General features: G+C 67.5%; 15 protein-coding genes. 12 read left to right on the forward strand and 3 right to left on the reverse strand.

Annotation, left to right across the window (positions count from 1 at the left end; translation table 11 throughout):
- The first annotated feature begins 11 nt into the window (after window positions 1-11).
- The 9 genes from ACQHGV_RS11625 to ACQHGV_RS11665 all read left to right on the forward strand — a co-directional run bounded on the left by ACQHGV_RS11625 (window position 12) and on the right by ACQHGV_RS11665 (window position 9,305).
- The gene (locus ACQHGV_RS11625) at window positions 12-899 is read left to right on the forward strand and encodes a polyprenyl synthetase family protein (protein ID WP_440980195.1); all 888 of its coding nucleotides are present in this window, start codon (window positions 12-14) and stop codon (window positions 897-899) included.
- Complete coding sequence (gene coaD / locus ACQHGV_RS11630; RefSeq protein ID WP_440978300.1) at window positions 896-1,399, forward strand: pantetheine-phosphate adenylyltransferase; 504 nt, start codon at window positions 896-898, stop codon at window positions 1,397-1,399. The genes ACQHGV_RS11625 and coaD overlap by 4 nt, the downstream gene beginning before the upstream one ends.
- A 226-nt stretch (window positions 1,400-1,625) precedes the next feature.
- On the forward strand, window positions 1,626-2,378 hold the full coding sequence (locus ACQHGV_RS11635) for a peptidylprolyl isomerase (protein ID WP_440978301.1): 753 nt from the start codon (window positions 1,626-1,628) through the stop codon (window positions 2,376-2,378).
- Window positions 2,375-3,412: a tRNA preQ1(34) S-adenosylmethionine ribosyltransferase-isomerase QueA gene (gene queA, locus ACQHGV_RS11640; RefSeq protein ID WP_440978302.1), complete on the forward strand. Its 1,038-nt coding sequence runs from the start codon at window positions 2,375-2,377 to the stop codon at window positions 3,410-3,412. The genes ACQHGV_RS11635 and queA overlap by 4 nt, the downstream gene beginning before the upstream one ends.
- Window positions 3,409-3,918: an EF-hand domain-containing protein gene (locus ACQHGV_RS11645; protein ID WP_440978303.1), complete on the forward strand. Its 510-nt coding sequence runs from the start codon at window positions 3,409-3,411 to the stop codon at window positions 3,916-3,918. Before queA ends, ACQHGV_RS11645 begins: the two co-directional genes overlap by 4 nt.
- Window positions 3,915-5,045, forward strand: coding sequence for a tRNA guanosine(34) transglycosylase Tgt (gene tgt, locus ACQHGV_RS11650; protein WP_440978304.1), 1,131 nt, complete (start codon window positions 3,915-3,917; stop codon window positions 5,043-5,045). The genes ACQHGV_RS11645 and tgt overlap by 4 nt, the downstream gene beginning before the upstream one ends.
- Before the next feature lie 23 nt (window positions 5,046-5,068).
- On the forward strand, window positions 5,069-5,281 hold the full coding sequence (locus tag ACQHGV_RS11655; RefSeq protein WP_183950436.1) for a hypothetical protein: 213 nt from the start codon (window positions 5,069-5,071) through the stop codon (window positions 5,279-5,281).
- 25 nt (window positions 5,282-5,306) lie between these two features.
- The gene (locus tag ACQHGV_RS11660; RefSeq protein WP_440978305.1) at window positions 5,307-8,150 is read left to right on the forward strand and encodes a M16 family metallopeptidase; all 2,844 of its coding nucleotides are present in this window, start codon (window positions 5,307-5,309) and stop codon (window positions 8,148-8,150) included.
- A gap of 159 nt (window positions 8,151-8,309) precedes the next feature.
- The gene (locus ACQHGV_RS11665; protein WP_440978306.1) at window positions 8,310-9,305 is read left to right on the forward strand and encodes a cell wall hydrolase; all 996 of its coding nucleotides are present in this window, start codon (window positions 8,310-8,312) and stop codon (window positions 9,303-9,305) included.
- Between the two features lie 4 nt (window positions 9,306-9,309).
- Here ACQHGV_RS11665 and ACQHGV_RS11670 read toward each other — a convergent pair whose 3' ends face one another.
- The 3 genes from ACQHGV_RS11670 to uvrA form a co-directional block, all read right to left on the reverse strand.
- Window positions 9,310-9,636 (reverse strand): hypothetical protein, encoded by a 327-nt coding sequence (locus ACQHGV_RS11670; RefSeq protein ID WP_409787326.1) that lies wholly within the window; start codon window positions 9,634-9,636, stop codon window positions 9,310-9,312.
- A gap of 297 nt (window positions 9,637-9,933) precedes the next feature.
- A complete protein-coding gene (locus ACQHGV_RS11675) occupies window positions 9,934-10,341 on the reverse strand; it encodes a glycine zipper 2TM domain-containing protein (protein ID WP_183950433.1) in 408 nt (135 codons plus the stop codon).
- 381 nt (window positions 10,342-10,722) lie between these two features.
- Window positions 10,723-13,623: an excinuclease ABC subunit UvrA gene (gene uvrA / locus ACQHGV_RS11680; RefSeq protein WP_440978307.1), complete on the reverse strand. Its 2,901-nt coding sequence runs from the start codon at window positions 13,621-13,623 to the stop codon at window positions 10,723-10,725.
- Window positions 13,624-13,772: 149 nt separating this feature from the next.
- On the opposite strand from uvrA, the gene ACQHGV_RS11685 reads away from it, so the two are divergent.
- From ACQHGV_RS11685 to ACQHGV_RS11695, 3 genes are all read left to right on the forward strand, one after another.
- Window positions 13,773-15,278 (forward strand): S10 family peptidase, encoded by a 1,506-nt coding sequence (locus tag ACQHGV_RS11685; RefSeq protein ID WP_409787332.1) that lies wholly within the window; start codon window positions 13,773-13,775, stop codon window positions 15,276-15,278.
- 238 nt (window positions 15,279-15,516) lie between these two features.
- Window positions 15,517-18,855: a class I SAM-dependent DNA methyltransferase gene (locus ACQHGV_RS11690; protein WP_440978308.1), complete on the forward strand. Its 3,339-nt coding sequence runs from the start codon at window positions 15,517-15,519 to the stop codon at window positions 18,853-18,855.
- A 51-nt stretch (window positions 18,856-18,906) separates the two neighbouring features.
- Complete coding sequence (locus tag ACQHGV_RS11695) at window positions 18,907-20,109, forward strand: M24 family metallopeptidase (protein ID WP_440978309.1); 1,203 nt, start codon at window positions 18,907-18,909, stop codon at window positions 20,107-20,109.
- The last annotated feature ends 3 nt before the right edge of the window (window positions 20,110-20,112 follow it).

Raw genomic sequence — 20,112 nt, forward strand, 5'->3', positions numbered from 1 at the left:
CGACCACCGTCATGCCGAACTTGCGCGACGCGCTCGACGACGTCGCGCAGGACATCGACCGCCGCTTTGCCGAGCTGCTCGCCGATCCCGGCGATCCGCGCGCCTCGCTCTATGCCGCCATGCGCCATGCCGCGATCGGCGGCGGCAAGCGGCTGCGCCCGCTGCTCGTCTTCGCGACCGCGCGGCTGTTCGATGTCGACCGCGACTGCGCCGGCTGGGTGGCGACCGCGCTGGAGGCGATCCACGTCTATTCGCTGATCCATGACGATCTGCCCGCGATGGACGACGACGATATGCGGCGCGGCAAGCCGACCGTGCACAAGGCGTTCGACGAGGCGACGGCGATCCTGGCGGGAGACTGCCTCCATGCGCTCGCCTTCGAAATCCTGGCCGATCCATCCACCCATCCCGATCCCTTCGTCCGCTCCGAGCTGATCCTCGACCTGGCGCGTGCGTCGGGCCCCAGCGGCATGGCGGGCGGCCAGATGATGGACCTGGAGGCCGAGCGGCAGGTGTTCGACCTGCCCACCGTCACCCGGCTCCAGCAGATGAAGACCGGCGCGCTGATCTGCGCGGCGGTCGAGGCGGGCGCGATCCTAGGCCGCGTGCCGCCCGAGGGGCGCACCCATTTGCGCGGCTATGCGCATGATCTGGGCCTCGCCTTCCAGATCGCCGACGACCTGCTCGATGCCGAGGGTGACGAGGCGACGGCGGGCAAGAAGCTGCGCAAGGACGAGGATGCCGGCAAGGCGACCTTCCTCAGCCTGCTGGGCGTCGAGCGCGCACGCGAACAATGCCGGATGCTGGTCGACCAGGCGATCGCGCACCTGCGCGATTATGGCCCCGAGGCCGATCTGCTGCGCGCCATCGCAGCCTATGTGGTGGAGCGCGACCGGTGACCCGGATCGGCGTCTATCCCGGCACCTTCGATCCCGTGACGCTCGGCCATATGGACATCATCCGGCGCGGCGCGAAGCTGGTCGACCGGCTGGTGATCGGCGTCACGACGAACCCGTCCAAGTCGCCGATGTTCACGCTCGACGAGCGCATGGCGATGGTCCGGCGCGAGGTCGCCGGTGTCGCGGGCGAAATCCATGTCGTCGCCTTCGACTCGCTGCTGATGGATTTCGCCGAGCGCGAAGGCGCGAAGGTGATCGTCCGTGGCCTGCGCGCCGTCGCCGATTTCGAGTACGAGTATCAGATGGCGGGCATGAACCAGCAGATCAATCCGCGCGTCGAGACCGTCTTCCTGATGGCCGATGTCGCGCTGCAGCCGATCGCCAGCCGCCTGGTCAAGGAAATCGCCGTGTATGGCGGCAATATCGCCAAGTTCGTGACCCCGGCGGTGTGCACCGATGTGGTAGAACGGGTCGAGAAGATCGGCCGCAAGGGATCGTGACCCTCTATTCCTCCCCTGAAAGGGGAGGGGGACCAGCGAAGCTGGTGGAGGGGTGTCCCCGGTCGTGATGGAGTTGCCCGACAACCACGGGCGAGACCCCTCCGTCAGGCCTTCGGCCTGCCACCTCCCCTTCCAGGGGAGGAATTGGGGATCGAAGGTTCAGTTTGGCGCAAGGCGGGATTTGCTCTACAGCGCCCTCGTTCCTTTCCTTGTCGATAGAGATGTGATGCGCGTTCTCGCCGCTCTTGCCATGATGATGGCCAGCCTGGTTGCCGTTCCGGCGCAGGCGCAATCCAAGATCCAGATGCCGGCCAAGGTCGCGCAGGTGCTGGAGGACAATGTCACCGGCCGCCCGACCCCGCCGCCGATCACCGACAAGGACAATCTCTGGCTGCTCGACCTGTCGACCGGCGGCCGCGTGACGATCTGGCTGCGCCCCGATGTCGCGCCCAAGATGGTCGAGCGGATCAAGACGCTGACGCGGCGCCATTTCTATGACGGCCTGGCCTTTCACCGCGTGATCGACGGCTTCATGGCGCAGGGCGGCGATCCCAAGGGCGACGGCACCGGAGGATCGGACCTCCCCAATGTCGAGGCCGAGTTCAACTATCTGCCGCATGTGCGCGGATCGGTGGCGGCGGCGCGTGCGGATGATCCGAACAGCGCCAACAGCCAGTTCTACATCGTCTTCCAGCCGCGCTTCGCGCTCGACAAGAAATACACCGTGTTCGGCCGCGTGCTCGACGGCATGCAATATGTCGATGCGATCGAGCGGGGCGAGCCGCCCGCGAACCCCAGCCGGATCGTTCATGCCTTTATCGCGGCGGACAATCCCCCGGCCTATGTGCCCCTCGCGCCCGCGCCTGCCCCCAGCCTGGGCGCGCCGGTGACCCTGCCGGGTGCCGCGCGCGCCACCCCCGTACGCCGCCCCGCTATCAAGGCGGCACCGGCCAAGAAGGCGGCAACGGCCACCAAGTGAACGTAGATCTCTTCGACTTCGCGCTGCCGCCCGAGCGGATCGCGCTCTATCCGGCATCGCCGCGCGACTCGGCGCGGATGCTGATCCTCGACGGTGACGCCACCCGTGACGAGCGGGTGAGCGACCTGCCGAACGCGCTGCGCCCCGGCGATCTGCTGGTCTTCAACGACACGCGCGTGATCCCCGCCCAGTTGCAGGGCACGCGCGGCGACGCCAAGATCGGCGCGACGCTGCACAAGCGCGAGGGCACCCGCCGCTGGCGCGCCTTCATCCGCAACGCCAAGCGCCTGCGCGAAGGCGACGTCATCGACTTCGGCGCGGGCGTCAGCGCGACCGCCAACGACCGCGCAGAGGATGGCAGCTTCGCGCTGGACTTCGCCGGCGACGAGCCGGTCGAACTGCTGCTGGAACGCGCCGGCACCATGCCGCTGCCGCCCTATATCGCGCAGAAGCGTGGCGTCACCGAGAAGGACGCCGAAGACTATCAGACGATGTTCGCGCAAGAACCCGGCGCGGTCGCCGCGCCCACGGCGGCGCTGCATTTCACGCCCGGCCTGCTGGAATCGCTGGTGGCGGCGGGGATCGAGCATGCGACGCTGACGCTGCATGTCGGCGCGGGCACCTTCCTTCCGGTCAAGGCCGAGGATACGGTCGACCACAAGATGCACGCCGAATGGGGCCGCATCGACGCCGCCACCGCCGACCGGCTGAACGCGGTGAAGGCACGCGGCGGCCGAGTGATCGCGGTCGGCACCACCTCGCTGCGCCTGATCGAGAGCGCGGCGGGAGAGGACGGCGTGATCCGTCCGTTCGAAGGCGACACGGCGATCTTCATCACGCCCGGCTATCGCTTTCGCGGCATCGACGGGCTGATGACCAATTTCCATCTGCCGCGCTCGACCCTGTTCATGCTGGTCTCCGCGCTGATGGGGCTGGAGCGGATGCAGGCGGCCTATGCCCATGCGATCGCGAACGACTATCGCTTCTACTCCTATGGCGACGCCTCGTTGCTGTTGCCGGGGCGGTCCTCGTGATCCTGCTGGCGCTGCTGCTCCAGGCGGCGACGCCGGGGGCGAACGAGACGGTGACCGTCACCGCGCCGCCCAAGCCCTTTGCGCAGACGCCCGCCACCATGGTGGTCGAGCCGGTGGCGATGATGATCGCGACGCTCGACGCGGACGGCGACGGCAAGACCAGCCGCGAGGAGATGGAGGCGGGCGTGAAGCGCTCGTTCGACGCGATCGATACCGCGCACGCCGGTTCGCTCGGCTATCTCCAGTTCGCGGACTGGGCCGAGCGCTGGCTGGGCGACCGCAACGCGCTGCCCAGCCCGTTCGATGTCGATAAGGACAGCGACAACCGCATCACCCTGCCCGAATTGCAGGCGCATTTCTCGCGGCTCTTCTCCCGCTTCGACCGCGACCGTGACGGCGCGATCAGCCGGGCCGAGGCCCTGACCATCCGTACCACCGCCGTCGACGCCAATGGCCCGACCGGCCCGCTCCGCCCCAAGGGCGAGCGCCCCAGAGACAGAAAATGACCGCCCGCTTCTCTTTCGCCATCCACGCCACCGACGGCCGCGCCCGCACCGGCACCATCACCATGAAGCGTGGGCAAATCCGCACCCCCGCCTTCATGCCCGTCGGCACCGCCGCCACCGTCAAGGCGATGAAGCCCGGCGACGTGCGCGCGAGCGGCGCGGACATCATCCTCGGCAACACCTATCACCTGATGCTGCGCCCCGGTGCGGAGCGGGTGAACCGGCTGGGCGGCCTGCACGGTTTCATGGGCTGGGACCGGCCGATCCTGACCGATTCGGGCGGTTATCAGGTGATGAGCCTCGCCGAACTGACCAAGCGCTCCGAGGACGGCGTGGCGTTCAAGAGCCACCTGGACGGCACGCGCCATCTGCTCAGCCCCGAACGCTCGATCGAGATCCAGCGGCTGCTGGGCTCGAACATCGTCATGGCGTTCGACGAACTGGTCCCGACCACCTCGACCCGCGAGGTACAGGCCAGCGCGATGGAACGCTCGATGCGGTGGGCGAAGCGTAGCCGCGATGCCTTCGACGCAGGCGGTCAGCATGCCGAGGACAATGCGATCTTCGGTATCCAGCAGGGCGCGCTGGACGAGGGCTTCCGCAAGAGCTCGGCCGACGCGCTGATCGACATCGGCTTCGACGGCTATGCGATCGGCGGCCTCGCGGTCGGTGAGGGGCAGGAGGCTATGTTCGGCTGCCTCGACTTCGCGCCGGGCCAGTTGCCGGTCGAAAAACCGCGCTATCTGATGGGCGTGGGCAAGCCGACCGACATCGTGGGCGCCGTAGAGCGCGGGGTCGATATGTTCGACTGCGTGCTGCCCACCCGCTCGGGCCGCACGGGGCAGGCCTTTACGCGCCAGGGCCCGATCAACATCCGCAATGCGCGCTTCGCCGAGGATCAGGGGCCGCTCGACCCCGCCTGTGGCTGCCCGGTCTGTTCGACCTGGAGCCGCGCCTATCTGCACCATCTGGTCCGCGCGGGCGAAATCCTGGGCGCGATGCTGATGACCGAGCATAATATCTGGTTCTACCAGCAGATGATGGCCGATCTGCGCGCCGCGATCGCCGAAGGGCGCCTCACGGCCTTTGCGGACGACTTCCGGGCGCGCTACGCTGCCGGCCAGTAATCCGGGGATAGTAGGAGAGTAACATGACCGATCACACCGAAGACGCCCCCAACGAGATCCTCGCCGCCGCCAAGGAGGCCAAGGACCACGCCGTCGCCGCCGCCGAAGCGACCGCCGCCTCGGTAAAGGACAAGACGCGCAACTGGCCGATGGGCAAGATCGGCCTAGGCGTCGGCATCGGTTCGGCCGCGATCGCCGCCGCCGTGTTGTACGGCACGCGCAACAAGTCCAAGTAATCCGCAAACCATAAAGAGGGTCTTCATGCGCCTTTTCCGTGCCGCGCTCCTGCTCGGCGTCGCCGCCCTTCCCACTCTGGCCGGGGCGCAGGCTGCTCCGCCGCAAACGGCCATGGGAGCACGCACGGAAAGCGTGAAGCCGATCGACTTCACCACGCGCACTCTGCCCAACGGGCTGCGCGTCTATGCCATTCGCGACACGACGACGCCCAACGTCTCGGTCCAGGTGTGGTATGATGTCGGGTCGAAGGACGATCCCAAGGGCCGCTCGGGCTTCGCCCACATGTTCGAACATCTGATGTTCAAGGCGACGAGGAACCTCGTCCCCGAACAGATGGATCGCCTGACCGAGGATGTCGGCGGCTATAACAACGCCTCCACCGCCGACGATTACACCAATTATTTTGAGGTGGTGCCCTCTAACCACCTGCAACGCCTGCTGTTCGCGGAAGCCGACCGCATGGCCGCGCTGGTCGTCGAACCCAAGAGTTTCGCCAGCGAGCGCGACGTGGTGAAGGAGGAACTGCGCCAGCGCACCCTCGCCCAGCCCTATGGCAAGCTGTTCTCCATCTACTACCCCAAGCTCGCCTATTCGGTGCATCCCTATGCACGGCCGGGCATCGGCAGCCTGGAGGAACTGGAATCGGCGGGTATCGACGATGTCCGCGCCTTTCACGCCACCTATTACCGGCCCGACAATGCGGTGCTGGTAGTCTCGGGCAATTTCGACCCCGCGCAACTGGACCGTTGGGTCGACCAGTATTTCGCGAACATCAAGCGCCCCTCCGCGCCCATCCCGCGCGTGACGGTGCAGGAGCCGGCCCGCACGGCCGCGGTGTCGCGCACCGTCTATGAGGCGAATACGCCGCTGCCGGCGGTCCTCATCAGCTATCACCTGCCCCCTGAGCGCAGCGCGGACACGCCGGCGCTGATGGTGCTGAACGCCATTCTGTCGGCGGGCGAAAGCTCGCGCCTGTACGGGAGCCTGGTCTACCGCGACCAGCTGGCACAGTCGGCCTCGACCTTCCTCGACACCAAGCAGTCGACCGGCAATTTCGTCGCCTATGCGATGCTGGCCAGCGGCAAGACGGCGGCCGAGGGCGAAGCAGCGCTGAAGCGCGAGATCGCCCGCGTGCGCGATGCGGCCGTCTCGCCGGCCGAACTGGCCGAGGCGAAGAACGAGCTGCTCACCTCCGCGCTCAAGCAGCGCGAGACGGCGGAGGGCAAGGCCAGCCTGATCGCCAACAGCGTGATCGTGAACGGCGATCCCACCGCCGCCGATCGCCAGATCGCCGCGATCCAGACCGTCACCGCCGCCGATGTGCAGCGGGTGGCGCGCGAATATCTGAAGGACCAGCAAAGCGCGACGATCCGCTACCTGCCGGCCGAGGGCAAACCCGCGGGCACCACCGACGCGCCGATCGCGATCGCGCCGACGGTACAGGTCGCCGCGCTCACCCCGCCCGCCAATATCGCGGTGGTGACGCCCGCGCCCGAGGGACAGCGCATCCTGCCCCCCGCCCCCGGCGCGCCGATCGCGCCCACTTTGCCGCAGCCGGTCGTCGCCACCCTGTCCAACGGCATCCGCGTCGTGACGGTCGAGCGGCACGATCTGCCGCTCGTCACCGCCTCGCTGGTGGCGCTGGGCGGGTCCGCGACCGATCCGGCGGGCAAGGCGGGTGCCAGCAGCCTGGCCGCCGACCTGATGACCAAGGGCACGCAGACCCGCTCGGCGACCGAGATCGCGCGCGCGGTCGAAAGCCTGGGCGGCTCGATCGAGAGCAGCGCGTCGGATGACGGCGCCAGCATCGACCTGACCGTGCCCTCGGCGCAGGTGGATACCGCGATGACCATCCTGGCCGATGTCGCCACCCACCCGACCTTCGCCCCCGCCGAGATCGAGCGCGCGCGCAGCCAGACGATCGACGGGCTGAACGTCGCGATGAAGAACCCCGCGCAGCTGTCGGGCATGGTCGCCGACCGCGTCGTGTACGGCACCCGTGCCTATGGTCAGGTCAGCACGCCGACCTCACTGAAGGGGCTGACCCGCGCCGACCTGACCGCCGCCTATGCGCGCAGCTGGAAGCCCGGTCAGGCCACGCTGTTGCTGGTCGGTGACGTGACGCCGACCCAGGCGCGGTTGCTGGCGGAAAAGCACCTTGGCCAGTGGCGCGCCGCCGGCGCGGCAACGGCCGCGACGTCGGCTGAGCCCGCCTTCCCCGCCCCGCGCGTCATCGTCGTCGACATGCCCGATGCCGGACAGGCCGGCGTCGTCGTCGCACGTCCCGGCATCCGTCGCGCCGACGAGCGCTATTATTCGCTGGCGGTCGCCAATACGGTGCTGGGCGGCGGCTTCTCCTCGCGACTGAACCAGGAAATCCGCATCAAGCGCGGCCTGGCGTACGGCGCGGGCAGCTCAGTGCTGGCGGGTCGCGATGTCGGCCTGGTCTCGGCGCGGACCCAGACCAAGAACCCCTCGGCCGCCGAGGTGGTCGGGCTGATCGACGCCGAAATGCGCCGGCTGGGCACCGCGCCGGTGGCGCCGGCCGAGCTGGAGACGCGTCAGGCGGCGCTGATCGGCAATTTCGGCCGCACGATCGAAACCACCGACGGCGTGGCGAGCATCCTGGCGGGCTATACGCTGCAGGGCGTGCCGCTCGACGAGTTGAGCCGCTATATCCCGCGCGTCCAGGCGGTCGACCCGGCGGCGGTCCAGACAACCGCCGCGGCGCTGCTCGATCCCAAGGCGGCGAGCGTGATCGTGGTGGGCGATGCCAAGCAGTTCCTGCCCGCGCTCCGCCAGGCGCATCCGGAGGTCGAGGTGATCCCGGCGGGCCAGATCAATCTGGACTCGCCGAAGCTGCGCTGATCTCCCGATGACCCCATGCCCGGTTTCGATCGGGCACGGGGCGTGCGCGGCCGCATGACGCGAATTCCTTAACCCTCTCTCCCCTATCGCTTTTGCGGCGAGAGGATCGATCGGAAGGGCGATAGCGCGTTGCGGGTGGCGAGGCGGACGATAAGGCGGATGATCCAGGCCTGGCTAATCCTGCTGGGCCTGACGCTGCTCGTCGGTGTCATCGCCGTCGCGCGATCGGGGCGAGCGGGCGACGATCGCGCGACGGCCGTCAGCGCCATATCATCGCGCGGCGCCATGCCCACACCGGGTAGCGACGTCCTGCCCGCCTCGGACGGCAGCACGGGAACGGTCGCCCTCCCTGCCCTGCCGATCCCGCCCGGTGCGGCCGGCACCGACGCGACGGTCGTCGCCGCCAAGCCCTTTCGCTGGGGCAGCGCCGCCGCGATCGACCGTGCCCGTGCAATGCAATGCCTGACCGCCGCCATCTATTATGAAGCCGGTGGCGAGAGCGTCGACGGGCAGCGTGCGGTGGCGCAGGTGGTGCTGAACCGCGTTCGTCATCCCGCCTTCCCGGCCAGCGTCTGCGGCGTCGTCTATCAGGGCGTCGAGCGCGCGCATTGCCAGTTCAGCTTCGTCTGCGACGGCGCGTTGTCGCGCACCCCTGCGACCGGCGGCTGGGCGCGCGCCGCGCGGATCGCCGCTGCGGCACTCGCCGGCGGGGTCTATGCGCCGGTGGGTCTGGCCACCCATTACCACACCTTCGCGGTCACGCCGGCCTGGAACCGGGCGATGGTGATGACCGACATGGTCGGCGCGCATCTGTTCCATCGGTGGAAGGGCTATTGGGGGACCGCCGCCGCCATGGGGCGTGGCTATGCCGGTGGCGAGGTGATCCCGACCGCACCATCGACCAGAGAGGTCGTGGCAGCCGATCTGCCCGCCGCACTGCCGACCCCGGTAATTCCTACGCCGGCCGCCACGCCACCAGCCGCAACGGCACGCGTCGCACTGACTTCACCGCCGACCGCGCCAACCAGCGGCACCATCATCAGCGACCGCCTGGCCCGGTCGGGGGAGATTCTCGACAAGTGGAAGGACAGCAGCCGCCCCCTCACCCCCGCCGAGGCACCGCGCCCGACGGGTTCGGGCGCGGCACCACGCTGACCGATCAGCGGCGATAGTTGCGGTCGTTCTTCTCGAAACGGACCTGACGGCTCAGCATGTCATAGCGGCGGTCGAGGTCGCGACGCTCCGAGACGGACAGCCCGCCGCCCGAACGGCGATAGCGATATTCGAGCTGGTTCAGCTGGCGCAGTTCGCCGCGCAGGCGAACCGCCTCGCGCCGGTTGAGCGCACCCGAGCGAATGCCCTGATCGATCCGGCGGTCCAACTGCACCTGCCGCTGCGCGATCGGCGTCCAGCGCTGCGCCTCGGCGATCGTCGGAACCGCGATGGTGGCAACGCCCAGCGTCGCAAGGATCATGGCTTTCATCATGTCACTCCCATAACAAACGGGCGAATACTGGCCCGCTTCGCAATATGGGAACGGCCATTCGCAAAGCTGTGACGGGGGACCGGCAAAACTGTCACCAATTGTCGCAGGTCGGCGCGGTTCGTTCATCTTTGCGGCGGCAGTTCGGGCCGTCGCGCGAGGCCGGAAGGCGGCGCCTATGAATTGCACGTTGAGAGCGGTCCTGGCCGGCTCTTCATGCGAATGCGAAAAGGCCGGCCAGTCCCAACCGAAACGGCGGAGACTGGTCGGCCCTTCACGACCGATGGTCGGATCAGTCGATCAACGGCAGCGGACGTTGTTCCGCTCGATCGAACGGCCCGCCAGCGCGCCGCCGGCTGCGCCGAGCAGCGTGCCCAGCGTCTGCGAACCGCCCGAGGTGATCGCCGCGCCCAGCGCACCGCCCGCGATGCCGCCGACGATCAGGCCGGTGGTGCCGTCGTTGCGGCGGCAATAATAGCGGCCGTCCTGACCGACATAGACACGGTCGTTCGCACCCAGACGGCGCTCGCGGTAACGCGCATTGTCGACATAATAGCGGTCGGCATAATAGCCGCCATAAGCGGGGTCGGGCCGGTCATAATCATAGGCGTAGCGGGGGCCGCCAAAGCCGCCCAGGCCACCACCATAGGTCGAGCAACCGGAAACGAGAGTCGCGGCCGCAACCAGGCCGAGTGTCAGTGCACGCATCACATCCTCCCTCATGGGTGATGCCGGTGGAAGCGCGCGGCGTGGGGAAAGGTTGCGATATGTTAAGTGGGTTTTGTGTGAGGGAGCGTGCTGGTTCGGGAGCAAAGGCGGAGCGTGCACTTCGACTTCGCTCAGTGCGAACGGAGGGTGGGGTTGTTTGGCAACCAACCTCCGTCCTTTACGACGGACCGCAGGCCCATCCCCCTGCCCCGTTCAGCCTGAGCGAAGTCGAAGGCCACGGGACCAGGTCCTCCCCGGCACGCCGAGTTGGCGGCGCAAAGCGCTGACGGAGGGGGAGCGCCACATAAGGCATCCCTGTCGGCAAGCCCCCCCTCGACCACCGCTGGGCGGCGGTCCCCCTCCCCGTGCCGGGGAGGATCGTTACTCCGCCGCCTGCGCCTGCCGCTTGTCGAGCAGTGGCTTCAGATACTTGCCGGTGAAGCTGCGCGGTTCGGCGGCGACCACTTCGGGGGTGCCGACCGCGACGATCTCGCCGCCCTTCACGCCGCCTTCGGGACCGAGGTCGACGATCCAGTCGGCGGTCTTGATGACGTCGAGATTATGCTCGATCACCACCACCGTATTGCCCTGTTCGACCAGCGCATGGAGCACTTCGAGCAGCTTGCGCACATCCTCGAAGTGAAGCCCCGTGGTCGGTTCGTCGAGGATGTAGAGCGTGTTACCCGTCGCGCGGCGCGACAATTCCTTGGCCAGCTTCACCCGCTGCGCCTCGCCGCCCGACAGGGTCGTCGCCTGCTGACCGACCTTGACGTAACCCAGCCCGACCTCGACCAACATCGCCATCTTGTCGCGGATCGGCGGCACCGCCTGGAAGAATTCGGCGGCGTCCTCGACCGTCATGTCGAGCACATCGGCGATCGAGTGCCCCTTGAACTTCACTTCCAGCGTCTCGCGATTATAGCGCGCGCCGTGGCACACGTCGCAGGTCACATACACGTCGGGTAGGAAGTGCATCTCGATCTTGAGCACGCCGTCGCCCTGGCACGCCTCGCACCGGCCGCCCTTGACGTTGAAGCTGAACCGGCCCGGCTTGTAGCCGCGCGCCTGCGCCTCGGGCAGTCCGGCGAACCAGTCGCGAATCTGGGTAAAGGCACCGGTATAGGTCGCCGGGTTCGAGCGCGGGGTGCGGCCGATCGGCGACTGGTCGATGTCGATGACCTTGTCGAGATGGTCGAGCCCGGTGATCTTCTCATGTTTGCCCGCCAGAATGCGCGCACCGTTCAGCGACCGCGCGGCGGCGGCGTAAAGGGTGTCGATGGTGAAGCTCGACTTGCCCGATCCCGACACCCCGGTGATGCAGGTGAAGGTGCCGAGCGGAATGCTCGCGGTCACGCCCTGCAGGTTGTTGGCGGTCGCCTTGTGGACGGTCAGCTTCTTGCCCGAGCCCTTGCGGCGCTTGGCGGGCACGGCGACCTCGCGCGTACCGTTCAGGTAATCGGCAGTGACGCTGGTCTTGGACTTGAGCAACTGCTTGAGCGTCCCGTGCGCGACGATCTGGCCGCCATGCACGCCAGCACCCGGCCCCATGTCGATGACATAATCGGCGGTGCGGATCGCATCCTCGTCATGCTCGACGACCAGCACGGTGTTGCCCAGGTCGCGCAACCGCCGCAGCGTCGCGAGCAGCATGTCGTTGTCGCGTTGGTGCAAGCCAATCGACGGCTCGTCGAGCACATAGAGCACACCCGACAGGCCCGATCCGATCTGCGACGCCAAACGAATCCGCTGGCTCTCGCCGCCCGACAGCGTGCCGCTGGTCCGGTCGAGATTCAGGTAATCCAGGCCGACATTGTTGAGGAAGCCCAGCCGCTCGACGATCTCCTTCAAGATCGGCTGCGCAATGGCGCGCTGCTGGTCGGTCAGATGTTCGGGGAGGCCGGTGAAGAAGGCCAGCGCATCGACCACCGACAGATGCGTGGCGTAGCTGATGTCCTGCATGGCGATCTTCACCGCCAGCGCCTCGGGCTTCAGGCGCGCGCCGTGGCAGACTTCGCAGGGCTGCGACGACTGATAGTTGGACAGCTCCTCACGCATCCAGGCGCTTTCGGTCTGGAGCATCCGCCGGTTGAGATTGCCGATCACGCCCTCGAACGGCTTCTTCACGTCATAGGACTTCTTGCCGTCGACGAAGGTCAGCGTGACCGCCTTGCCCTTGGTGCCATGCAGGATCGCGTCGCGGACCTTCTCCTCCAGATCCTTCCACGGCGTCTCCAGCGAGAAGCCGAACTCGCGCGCGAGGCTGCCCAGCACCTGCATATAATAGGGACTGGGCGGGTTGGACTTGGCCCAGGGCACGACCGCACCCTTCTTGATCGACAGCTCGTGATTGGGGACGACCAGGTCTTCGTCGAAGATCAGCTTTTCGCCCAGACCGTCACAGGCCGGGCACGCCCCCTGCGGCGCGTTGAACGAGAACAGGCGCGGCTCGATCTCGGAAATGGTGAAGCCGCTGATTGGGCAGGCGAATTTTTCCGAAAACACGATCCGGCCATCGGGCGCGTTGTTGCCCAGCACGGCGGACTTGGGCGTCGCGGGTTCGACCGGATCGGCGGGGTCGACATAGGCGAGGCCGTCCGCCAGCTTCAGCGCGGTCTCGAAACTGTCGGCCAGGCGCGTGGCGATGTCCTCGCGCACGACCAGACGGTCGACCACCACCTCGATGTCGTGCTTGAACTTCTTGTCGAGCGCGGGGGCCTCGTCGATCTCGTAGAGCTGGCCGTCGATGCGGACGCGGGTGAAGCCCGCCTTTTGCCACTCGGCCATTTCCTTACGATACTCGCCCTTTCGGCCGCGCACGACGGGGGCGAGCAGATAGAGGCGCGTCCCCTCGGGCAGAGTCATCACCCGGTCGACCATCTGACTGACCGTCTGCGCCGCGATCGGTTCGCCGGTGGCGGGGCTATAGGGGATGCCGACGCGCGCCCAGAGCAGGCGCATATAGTCGTAGATTTCGGTGACGGTCGCTACGGTCGAGCGCGGATTGCGGCTGGTCGTCTTCTGTTCGATCGAGATGGCGGGCGACAGCCCCTCGATATGGTCGACGTCCGGCTTCTGCATCATCTCCAGAAACTGGCGCGCATAGGCCGACAGCGACTCGACATAACGCCGCTGTCCCTCGGCATAGATGGTGTCGAAGGCCAGCGAAGACTTGCCCGACCCCGACAGGCCGGTGATGACCGTCAGCGTGTCACGGGGAATGTCGATATCGACATCCTTGAGATTATGCTCGCGCGCGCCGCGGACGGAAATCTTGGTCAGCATGGGGCAGGTTCTACTTCTGTTCCGGGAGGAATGCCAGAGGCGAGATAGGAAGCGGCGGTCCGGGTTTCGAGGGGGCGGGGTTGCGGGAACGCGCGGACTGGGCGCATGATCCCGGCCGAGCGAATGTCCGTGGGGGAGTATTTCCGAACGTGCCGAAAATCCTGCATCTGTCCGCGCTGCTGCTGATCGCCGCCGGCGCGACGCCCGCCGTCGCGCAAAAGGCCGAGAAGACCGAGACCAAGACGACCACCGAAACCAAGGACGACGACAGCAAGCGCCCGCCGCTGCCCGCCGACAAGACGATCACCCAGACCGCGCGGATCGGCGGCAAGCTGGTCAGCTACAAGGCCACCGTGGGCAAGATCGCGGTGCGCGACGACAAGGGCAAGGAGATCGGGCAGGTCGTCTACACCGCCTATACCGTGCCCGGCGGCGATGTCCGCCGCCCCGTCACCTTCGCCTTCAACGGCGGGCCGGGGGCGGCCTCGGTCTATCTCAACATGGGCGCGGTCGGGCCGAAGCGGGTCCAGTTCGGCGCGCAGGGCGATGCTCCTTCCGACTCGCCGATCACGACCGACAATGCCAATAGCTGGCTGGACTTCACCGACCTGGTCTTCATCGATCCCATCGGCACCGGTTTCAGCCGCAGCCTGGTCGATGAGGGCGAGACGAAAAAGGCGTTCTTCGCCAACGACCCGGACATCAAGTATCTGTCGAAGACCGTCTATGACTGGCTGGTCAAGGAAGGGCGGCTGCGCTCGCCCAAGTACATCATGGGCGAAAGCTATGGCGGCTACCGCGCACCGCGCATCGCCTATGAACTCCAGTCGCAGATCGGCGTCGGCGTCAACGGCATCGTGATGGTGTCACCCTATCTCGACCCGGCCTCGGGCGACGACGCCACCGCGCTGTCGCCGCTGCCGTGGATGATCGACCTGCCTTCGATGGCCGCCGCGCAGTTGGAGCGGCAGGGCAAGCTGACCCCGGAGGCGATGGCGGGGGTCGAGGCCTATGCCCGCGGCGATTACTTACGCGACCTGATGCGTGGCCGGTCCGACACCCAGGCGGTCGACCGGATGGTGACCCGCGTCACCGAGCTGACCGGGCTGGACCCCGCGCTGGTCCGCAAGCTGGGCGGGCGGATCGACACGCGGACCTATTTGCGCGAGATTCACCGCAATGACGCGACGATCGGCAGCATCTACGACTCCAACGTCACCGCCTTCGACCCCTTCCCTTGGTCGTCGCAGCAGAAATCGAACGACCCGCTGCTCGACTCGCTGATCGCGCCGACGACCAGCGCGATGGTCGATTTCGTGACGCGCGAAGTGGGCTGGAAGACCGATGCCCGCTATCACGCGCTATCCTATGAGGTGAACGCCGCCTGGGATCGCGGCCGGCCCGAGGACACGCCCGTTACCGACCTGCGCAAGGCGATCGCCAACGATCCGAAGATGAAGGTGATGATCGTGCATGGCTGGGACGACCTGTCCTGCCCGTACTTCGCGTCGCGGCTGATCGTCGACCAGATGCCGAGCTACGGCGTGGCGCAGCGAGTGACGCTGAACGTCTATCCGGGCGGGCATATGTTCTACAGCCGGTCGGACAGCGGGGCCGCGTTCCGCCGGGATGCGATGGCGATGTATGGGGGGTGAGGTCTGTATCCGTTACGGATCAATATCCCCACATCCGTTCACGCTGAGCGAAGTCGAAGCGCACGCTTTGCGGGTTCGTGCTTGGCCCGGTGATTCCCTTGGCCTTCGACTTCGCTCAGGCTGAACGGAGCGCGCGGTGATGCATAAAAAGATCCGTTTCGGACATCCGAAACGGCCCGGCATTTGCTCGCGTAAATCCAAATCCTCCCGATGATCCCCATCGGGAGGATTTCGACATATGGCGACCCCGACGGCGATCGAGGCGTTCATCCGGCGCTGGCAGGCCTGCGAAGGCGGGGCGGAGCGCGCGAACTATGCGCTGTTCCTGACCGAGCTGTGCGCGATCATCGGCGTCGCCCCGCCCCAACCCGCCCACGCCACCAGCGCGCGCAACGACTATGTCTTCGAACGCGCGGTCGTCCTGCCGGGCGAGGAGGATCGGCGCGGCCGGATCGACCTCTACAAGCGCGGCTGTTTCGTGCTGGAGGCCAAGCAGAGCCGCGAGGGGCTGGGCGCCAAATCGCTCGCCGATCTCGGCCCCATATTGCCCGGCCTGCTGCCCGACGAAGCGGAGCCCGCCCCCCGCTCGCGGCAATGGGACCTCCTCATGCGCCGCGCGCGCGAACAGGCCGAGCAATATGCCAGGGCGCTGCCGGTCGAGCATGGCTGGCCGCCCTTCCTGATCGTCGTCGATGTCGGCCGGGTGATCGAGCTGTTCGCCGACTTTTCCGGCCAGGGCAAACATTACAAGCAATTCCCCGACCGCGCCCGCTTCCGCATCACGCTGGACGACCTGCGGCGCGAGGATGTCCGCCAGCGGCTGGCGGCGATCTGGGAGGCGCCGCTCTCGCTCGATCCGACCCGCCACGCCGCCGCCGTCACCCGCGACGTGGCCGCGCGGCTCGCGAGCATCTCCAAGCTACTGGAGGAGCGCGGGCATGACCCGGAACAGGTGGCGCTGTTCCTGATGCGCTGCCTGTTCACCATGTTCGCCGAGCATAGCGGGCTGTTGCCGCCGGACGGCTTCGTCACGCTGCTGGCCGATGCGCGCGAGCGGCCCGACGCCTTCGTGCCGTGGATCGAGGATCTGTGGCGCTCGATGGACCGGGGCGGCGAGGCCAATGTGCTGCGCTGTGCCGTGCGGCGGTTCAATGGCGGGCTGTTCCACACCGCCGACGCACTGCCGCTCAATCGCGAGGAGATCGGCGAATTGCTCGCCGCCGCCAGGCGCGACTGGCGCGATGTCGAGCCGGCGATCTTCGGCACGCTGCTCGAACAGGCGCTCGATCCCGACCAGCGGCGGCGGCTGGGCGCGCATTATACGCCGCGCGCCTATGTCGAGCGGCTGGTGACCGCGACCGTCATCGCGCCCTTGCGCGACGATTGGGCGCAGGTGCTGAGCGCGATGGAGAATGAGCGGACCGACAATCCCCGCGCCGCCGTGCAGCGGGTGCGCGATTTCCACCGCAGGCTGGCGGCGACGCGCATCCTGGACCCCGCCTGCGGCACCGGCAATTTCCTCTATGTCACGCTCGAGCTGATGAAGCGGCTGGAGGGCGAGGTGTTGGAGGTGCTCGCCGAATTGTCGGGCGAGGAAATCCTCCACCTCGACACCGAGACGGTGCACCCCCGCAATTTCCACGGGATCGAGGTCAATGCCCGCGCCGCCGCCATCGCGCAGCTGGTGCTGTGGCTGGGCTACATCCGCTGGCAGCTGCGCAATGGCGGGCAGGTGTCCGACCCGGTGCTGGAGGATGTCCAGTCGATCGTCACCGGCGATGCGCTGCTCACCCCGTCGGGTGCCCGCACGCCCTGGCCCGAGGCGGAGTTCATCATCGGCAACCCGCCCTTCATCGGCGGCAAGGACCTGCGCGGCCGACTTCCTGCGGGCATGGCCGAGGCGCTGTGGCGCGCCTATCCCAAGATGCCGCGCGCGGCGGACTATGTTCTCTATTGGTGGGAGCGCGCGGCGCAGGCCTTGGCCGCCAGGGGATCGCCGCTGATCCGTTTCGGCTTCGTCACCACCAATTCGATCACCCAGACCTTTGGCCGCCGCGTCATCGCGCGTGCGTTGGAGGCGTCGCCGCCGCTGTCGATCCTGCTGGCCATCCCCGACCATCCCTGGACCAAGGCGACCTCCGACGCCGCGATGGTGCGGATCGCGATGACGGTCGTCGCGCGCGGCAGGCAGGATGGCCGACGCCTGCGCATCGTGCACGAAAGCGGACTGGACAGCGACACGCCCGACATCCGCTTCACCGAGACGATCGGACGGATCAATGCCGATCTGTCGGTGGGTACGGACGTGACACAGGCCCAGCCGCTGCTCGCCAATCAATGGCTGTGTTCGCCCGGGGTCAAGCTCCACGGCGCGGGTTTCATCGTGTCGCGCGCGGAGGCGGAGATGCTGGGTCTTGGCCGCCGCGAAGGGCTGGAGCGCCATATCCGTCCCTATTGCCACGGCCGCGACCTGACCGCGCGGACGCGGGGTGCGATGGTGATCGACCTGCTCGGCCTGTCCGAAGCCGAGGTGCGGCAGCGCTTTCCCGAGGTGTATGGGCATTTGCTGCGAACGGTTCGAAAGGCCAGACAACAGCAATTCAACAAATCACCGACCGCAGATGCCCGGGCCTATCTCGATAGCTGGTGGATCATGGGGAAGCCCCGCACGGAACTGCGTCCCGCCCTTAATGGCCTCTCCCGCTACATTGCGACGGTCGAAACGGCCAAGCACCGCATCTTCCAGTTTCTCGATTCAAATACGCTACCCGACAACAAGCTCATCTGCATTGCCACTGAGGATGGCTGGCTTCTCGGCGCCCTTCAATCCTCGACGCATGAGGCGTGGTATCTTGCAAACGCTGGTATGCTGGGCGTCTATGATCAGCCGGCGGTCTACGTCAAAACCACGAGCTTCGATCCTTTCCCATTCCCTGACGCCAACGACACCACACGCCAGCTAATCGCCGATCTGGCCAATGAACTCGATGCCACCCGCAAGCGCATCTTGGCTGAGGTGCCCGACCTGACCCTGACTGGACTGTACAATCTGCGCGCCAAGCTGGTCGCCGGCCAGCCCCTGACCGCTGAGGAAGAGGGCCAGCGTCGCATCGGATCGGTCGACCTGATCGCGCGGCTGCACGACCAGATCGATGCCGCCGTCATCGCCGCCTATGGCTGGCCCGCCGACATCGCCGCGCCGGAGATGGTCTCACGGCTGGTCGCGCTCAATGCCGAGCGACGCGGTGAGGAACGGAGCGGCCGCGTGCCATGGCTGCGCCCCGATTTCCAGAGCCGCCGCGCCGGCGCGACCCCTCTCGCCCAGGCAGACCGCGCGCTGCCGCTCGCCGAACCGATCGATGCCAAGCCCAGCTTCCCACGCGATCTGGGCGGGCGCATCGCCAGCGTCTTCGCGCTGCTCGCCACCGACCGCCCCCTCACCGCCGCCGCCATCGCCCGGCATTTCGCGCAAGGCCGCCAGGTCGAACGCGCGGTGGTCGCAGCGCTTCAGGGGGCGGTCCGGCTCGGCTATGTCGCGCACGGGCCGGAGGGCTATCGCCTGCGCCGGGTGGCATGAGGCCGCATTCCACGCTAGAGCCGCAACCGTATACGAAATGGAGCGAGTGACATGGCAGGGATGATCGGCGGATCGACGGCGGAGCGCGAACTGGCGAGCCTGTCGCCCTGGGCCAACCCCGCCCCCGTCATCAGCGCCGAGGAACGCGCCCGCCGCATCGACCGTGCGCGCGAACGGATGGGCCATATGGGCGCCGATGCGCTGCTGATCGGTGCGGGTGCGAGCCTGCGTTACTTCGCCGGCGTCGCCTGGGGTGCGACCGAGCGGCTGGTCGCGATGCTCCTGCCGATCGCGGGCGATCCGATCTTCGTCTGCCCGGCCTTCGAACTGGGATCGTTCGAGGCGAGCCTGTCCATCCCCGCCACCGACATCCGCCTGTGGGAAGAGGATGAAAGCCCCTCCGCATTGGTCGCCGACGCGCTGAAGGCGGCGGGAGCGACCACGCTCGCCATCGATCCGGCGATGGCCTTCCTGTTCGTCGAGCGTATCCGCGCCGCAGCACCCGGCGTCACGCTGGTCAGCGGCGCACCGGTCGTCGACGGGTGCCGCATGATCAAGTCGCCCGCCGAGATCGCGCTGATGCAACAGGCGATGGACATCACGCTGGAGGTGCAGCGCCGCGCCGCGCGTATCCTGCATGAGGGCATTCGCGCGTCCGACGTCATCCGCTTCATCGACGCCGCGCACCGGGCGCTGGGCGCGTCGACCGGCAATTATTTCTGCGCGGTGCAGTTCGGCCGTTCGACCGCCTTCCCGCATGGCCTGCCGCAGGACGATGTGCTGCGCGACGGGGATGTCGTGCTGGTCGACACCGGCACGCTGATCGACGGCTATCACAGCGACATCACCCGCACCTATGCGTTCGGCGATGTCGGCGACGAGGTGCGCCGCATCTGGGACATCGAAAAGGAAGCCCAGGCCGCCGCCCTCGCCGCCGTCCGCCCGGGCGCACGTTGCGAGGCGGTCGACTATGCCGCGCGCGCGGTGCTCGACCGGTCGGGCCTCGGCCCCGACTATCGCCTGCCCGGCCTGCCGCATCGCACCGGGCACGGCATCGGCCTGTCAATCCATGAGCCGGCCTATCTGGTGCGCGGCGACACGACGCCGCTGACGCCGGGCATGTGCTTTTCCAACGAGCCGATGATCGTCGTGCCCGAACGCTTCGGCGTGCGGCTGGAGGATCACTTTTACGTGACCGAAACGGGCGCCACCTGGTTCACCGAACCCCAGCCCGCGATCGACGACCTGGGCTGAGAA

It is taken from the genome of Sphingomonas pseudosanguinis, assembly GCF_052056765.1.
Taxonomy (GTDB): domain Bacteria; phylum Pseudomonadota; class Alphaproteobacteria; order Sphingomonadales; family Sphingomonadaceae; genus Sphingomonas; species Sphingomonas pseudosanguinis.

Excerpts from the sequence above, each read along its gene's own strand:
- ACQHGV_RS11670 (WP_409787326.1), bottom strand. The coding sequence starts at position 9,636 with ATGATGAAAGCCATGATCCTTGCGACGCTGGGCGTTGCCACCATCGCG.
- tgt (WP_440978304.1), top strand. The coding sequence starts at position 3,915 with ATGACCGCCCGCTTCTCTTTCGCCATCCACGCCACCGACGGCCGCGCC.
- ACQHGV_RS11625 (WP_440980195.1), top strand. The coding sequence starts at position 12 with ATGCCGAACTTGCGCGACGCGCTCGACGACGTCGCGCAGGACATCGAC.
- ACQHGV_RS11635 (WP_440978301.1), top strand. The coding sequence starts at position 1,626 with ATGCGCGTTCTCGCCGCTCTTGCCATGATGATGGCCAGCCTGGTTGCC.
- ACQHGV_RS11655 (WP_183950436.1), top strand. The coding sequence starts at position 5,069 with ATGACCGATCACACCGAAGACGCCCCCAACGAGATCCTCGCCGCCGCC.
- uvrA (WP_440978307.1), bottom strand. The coding sequence starts at position 13,623 with ATGCTGACCAAGATTTCCGTCCGCGGCGCGCGCGAGCATAATCTCAAG.
- ACQHGV_RS11665 (WP_440978306.1), top strand. The coding sequence starts at position 8,310 with ATGATCCAGGCCTGGCTAATCCTGCTGGGCCTGACGCTGCTCGTCGGT.
- ACQHGV_RS11660 (WP_440978305.1), top strand. The coding sequence starts at position 5,307 with ATGCGCCTTTTCCGTGCCGCGCTCCTGCTCGGCGTCGCCGCCCTTCCC.
- ACQHGV_RS11675 (WP_183950433.1), bottom strand. The coding sequence starts at position 10,341 with ATGCGTGCACTGACACTCGGCCTGGTTGCGGCCGCGACTCTCGTTTCC.
- ACQHGV_RS11690 (WP_440978308.1), top strand. The coding sequence starts at position 15,517 with ATGGCGACCCCGACGGCGATCGAGGCGTTCATCCGGCGCTGGCAGGCC.
- ACQHGV_RS11695 (WP_440978309.1), top strand. The coding sequence starts at position 18,907 with ATGGCAGGGATGATCGGCGGATCGACGGCGGAGCGCGAACTGGCGAGC.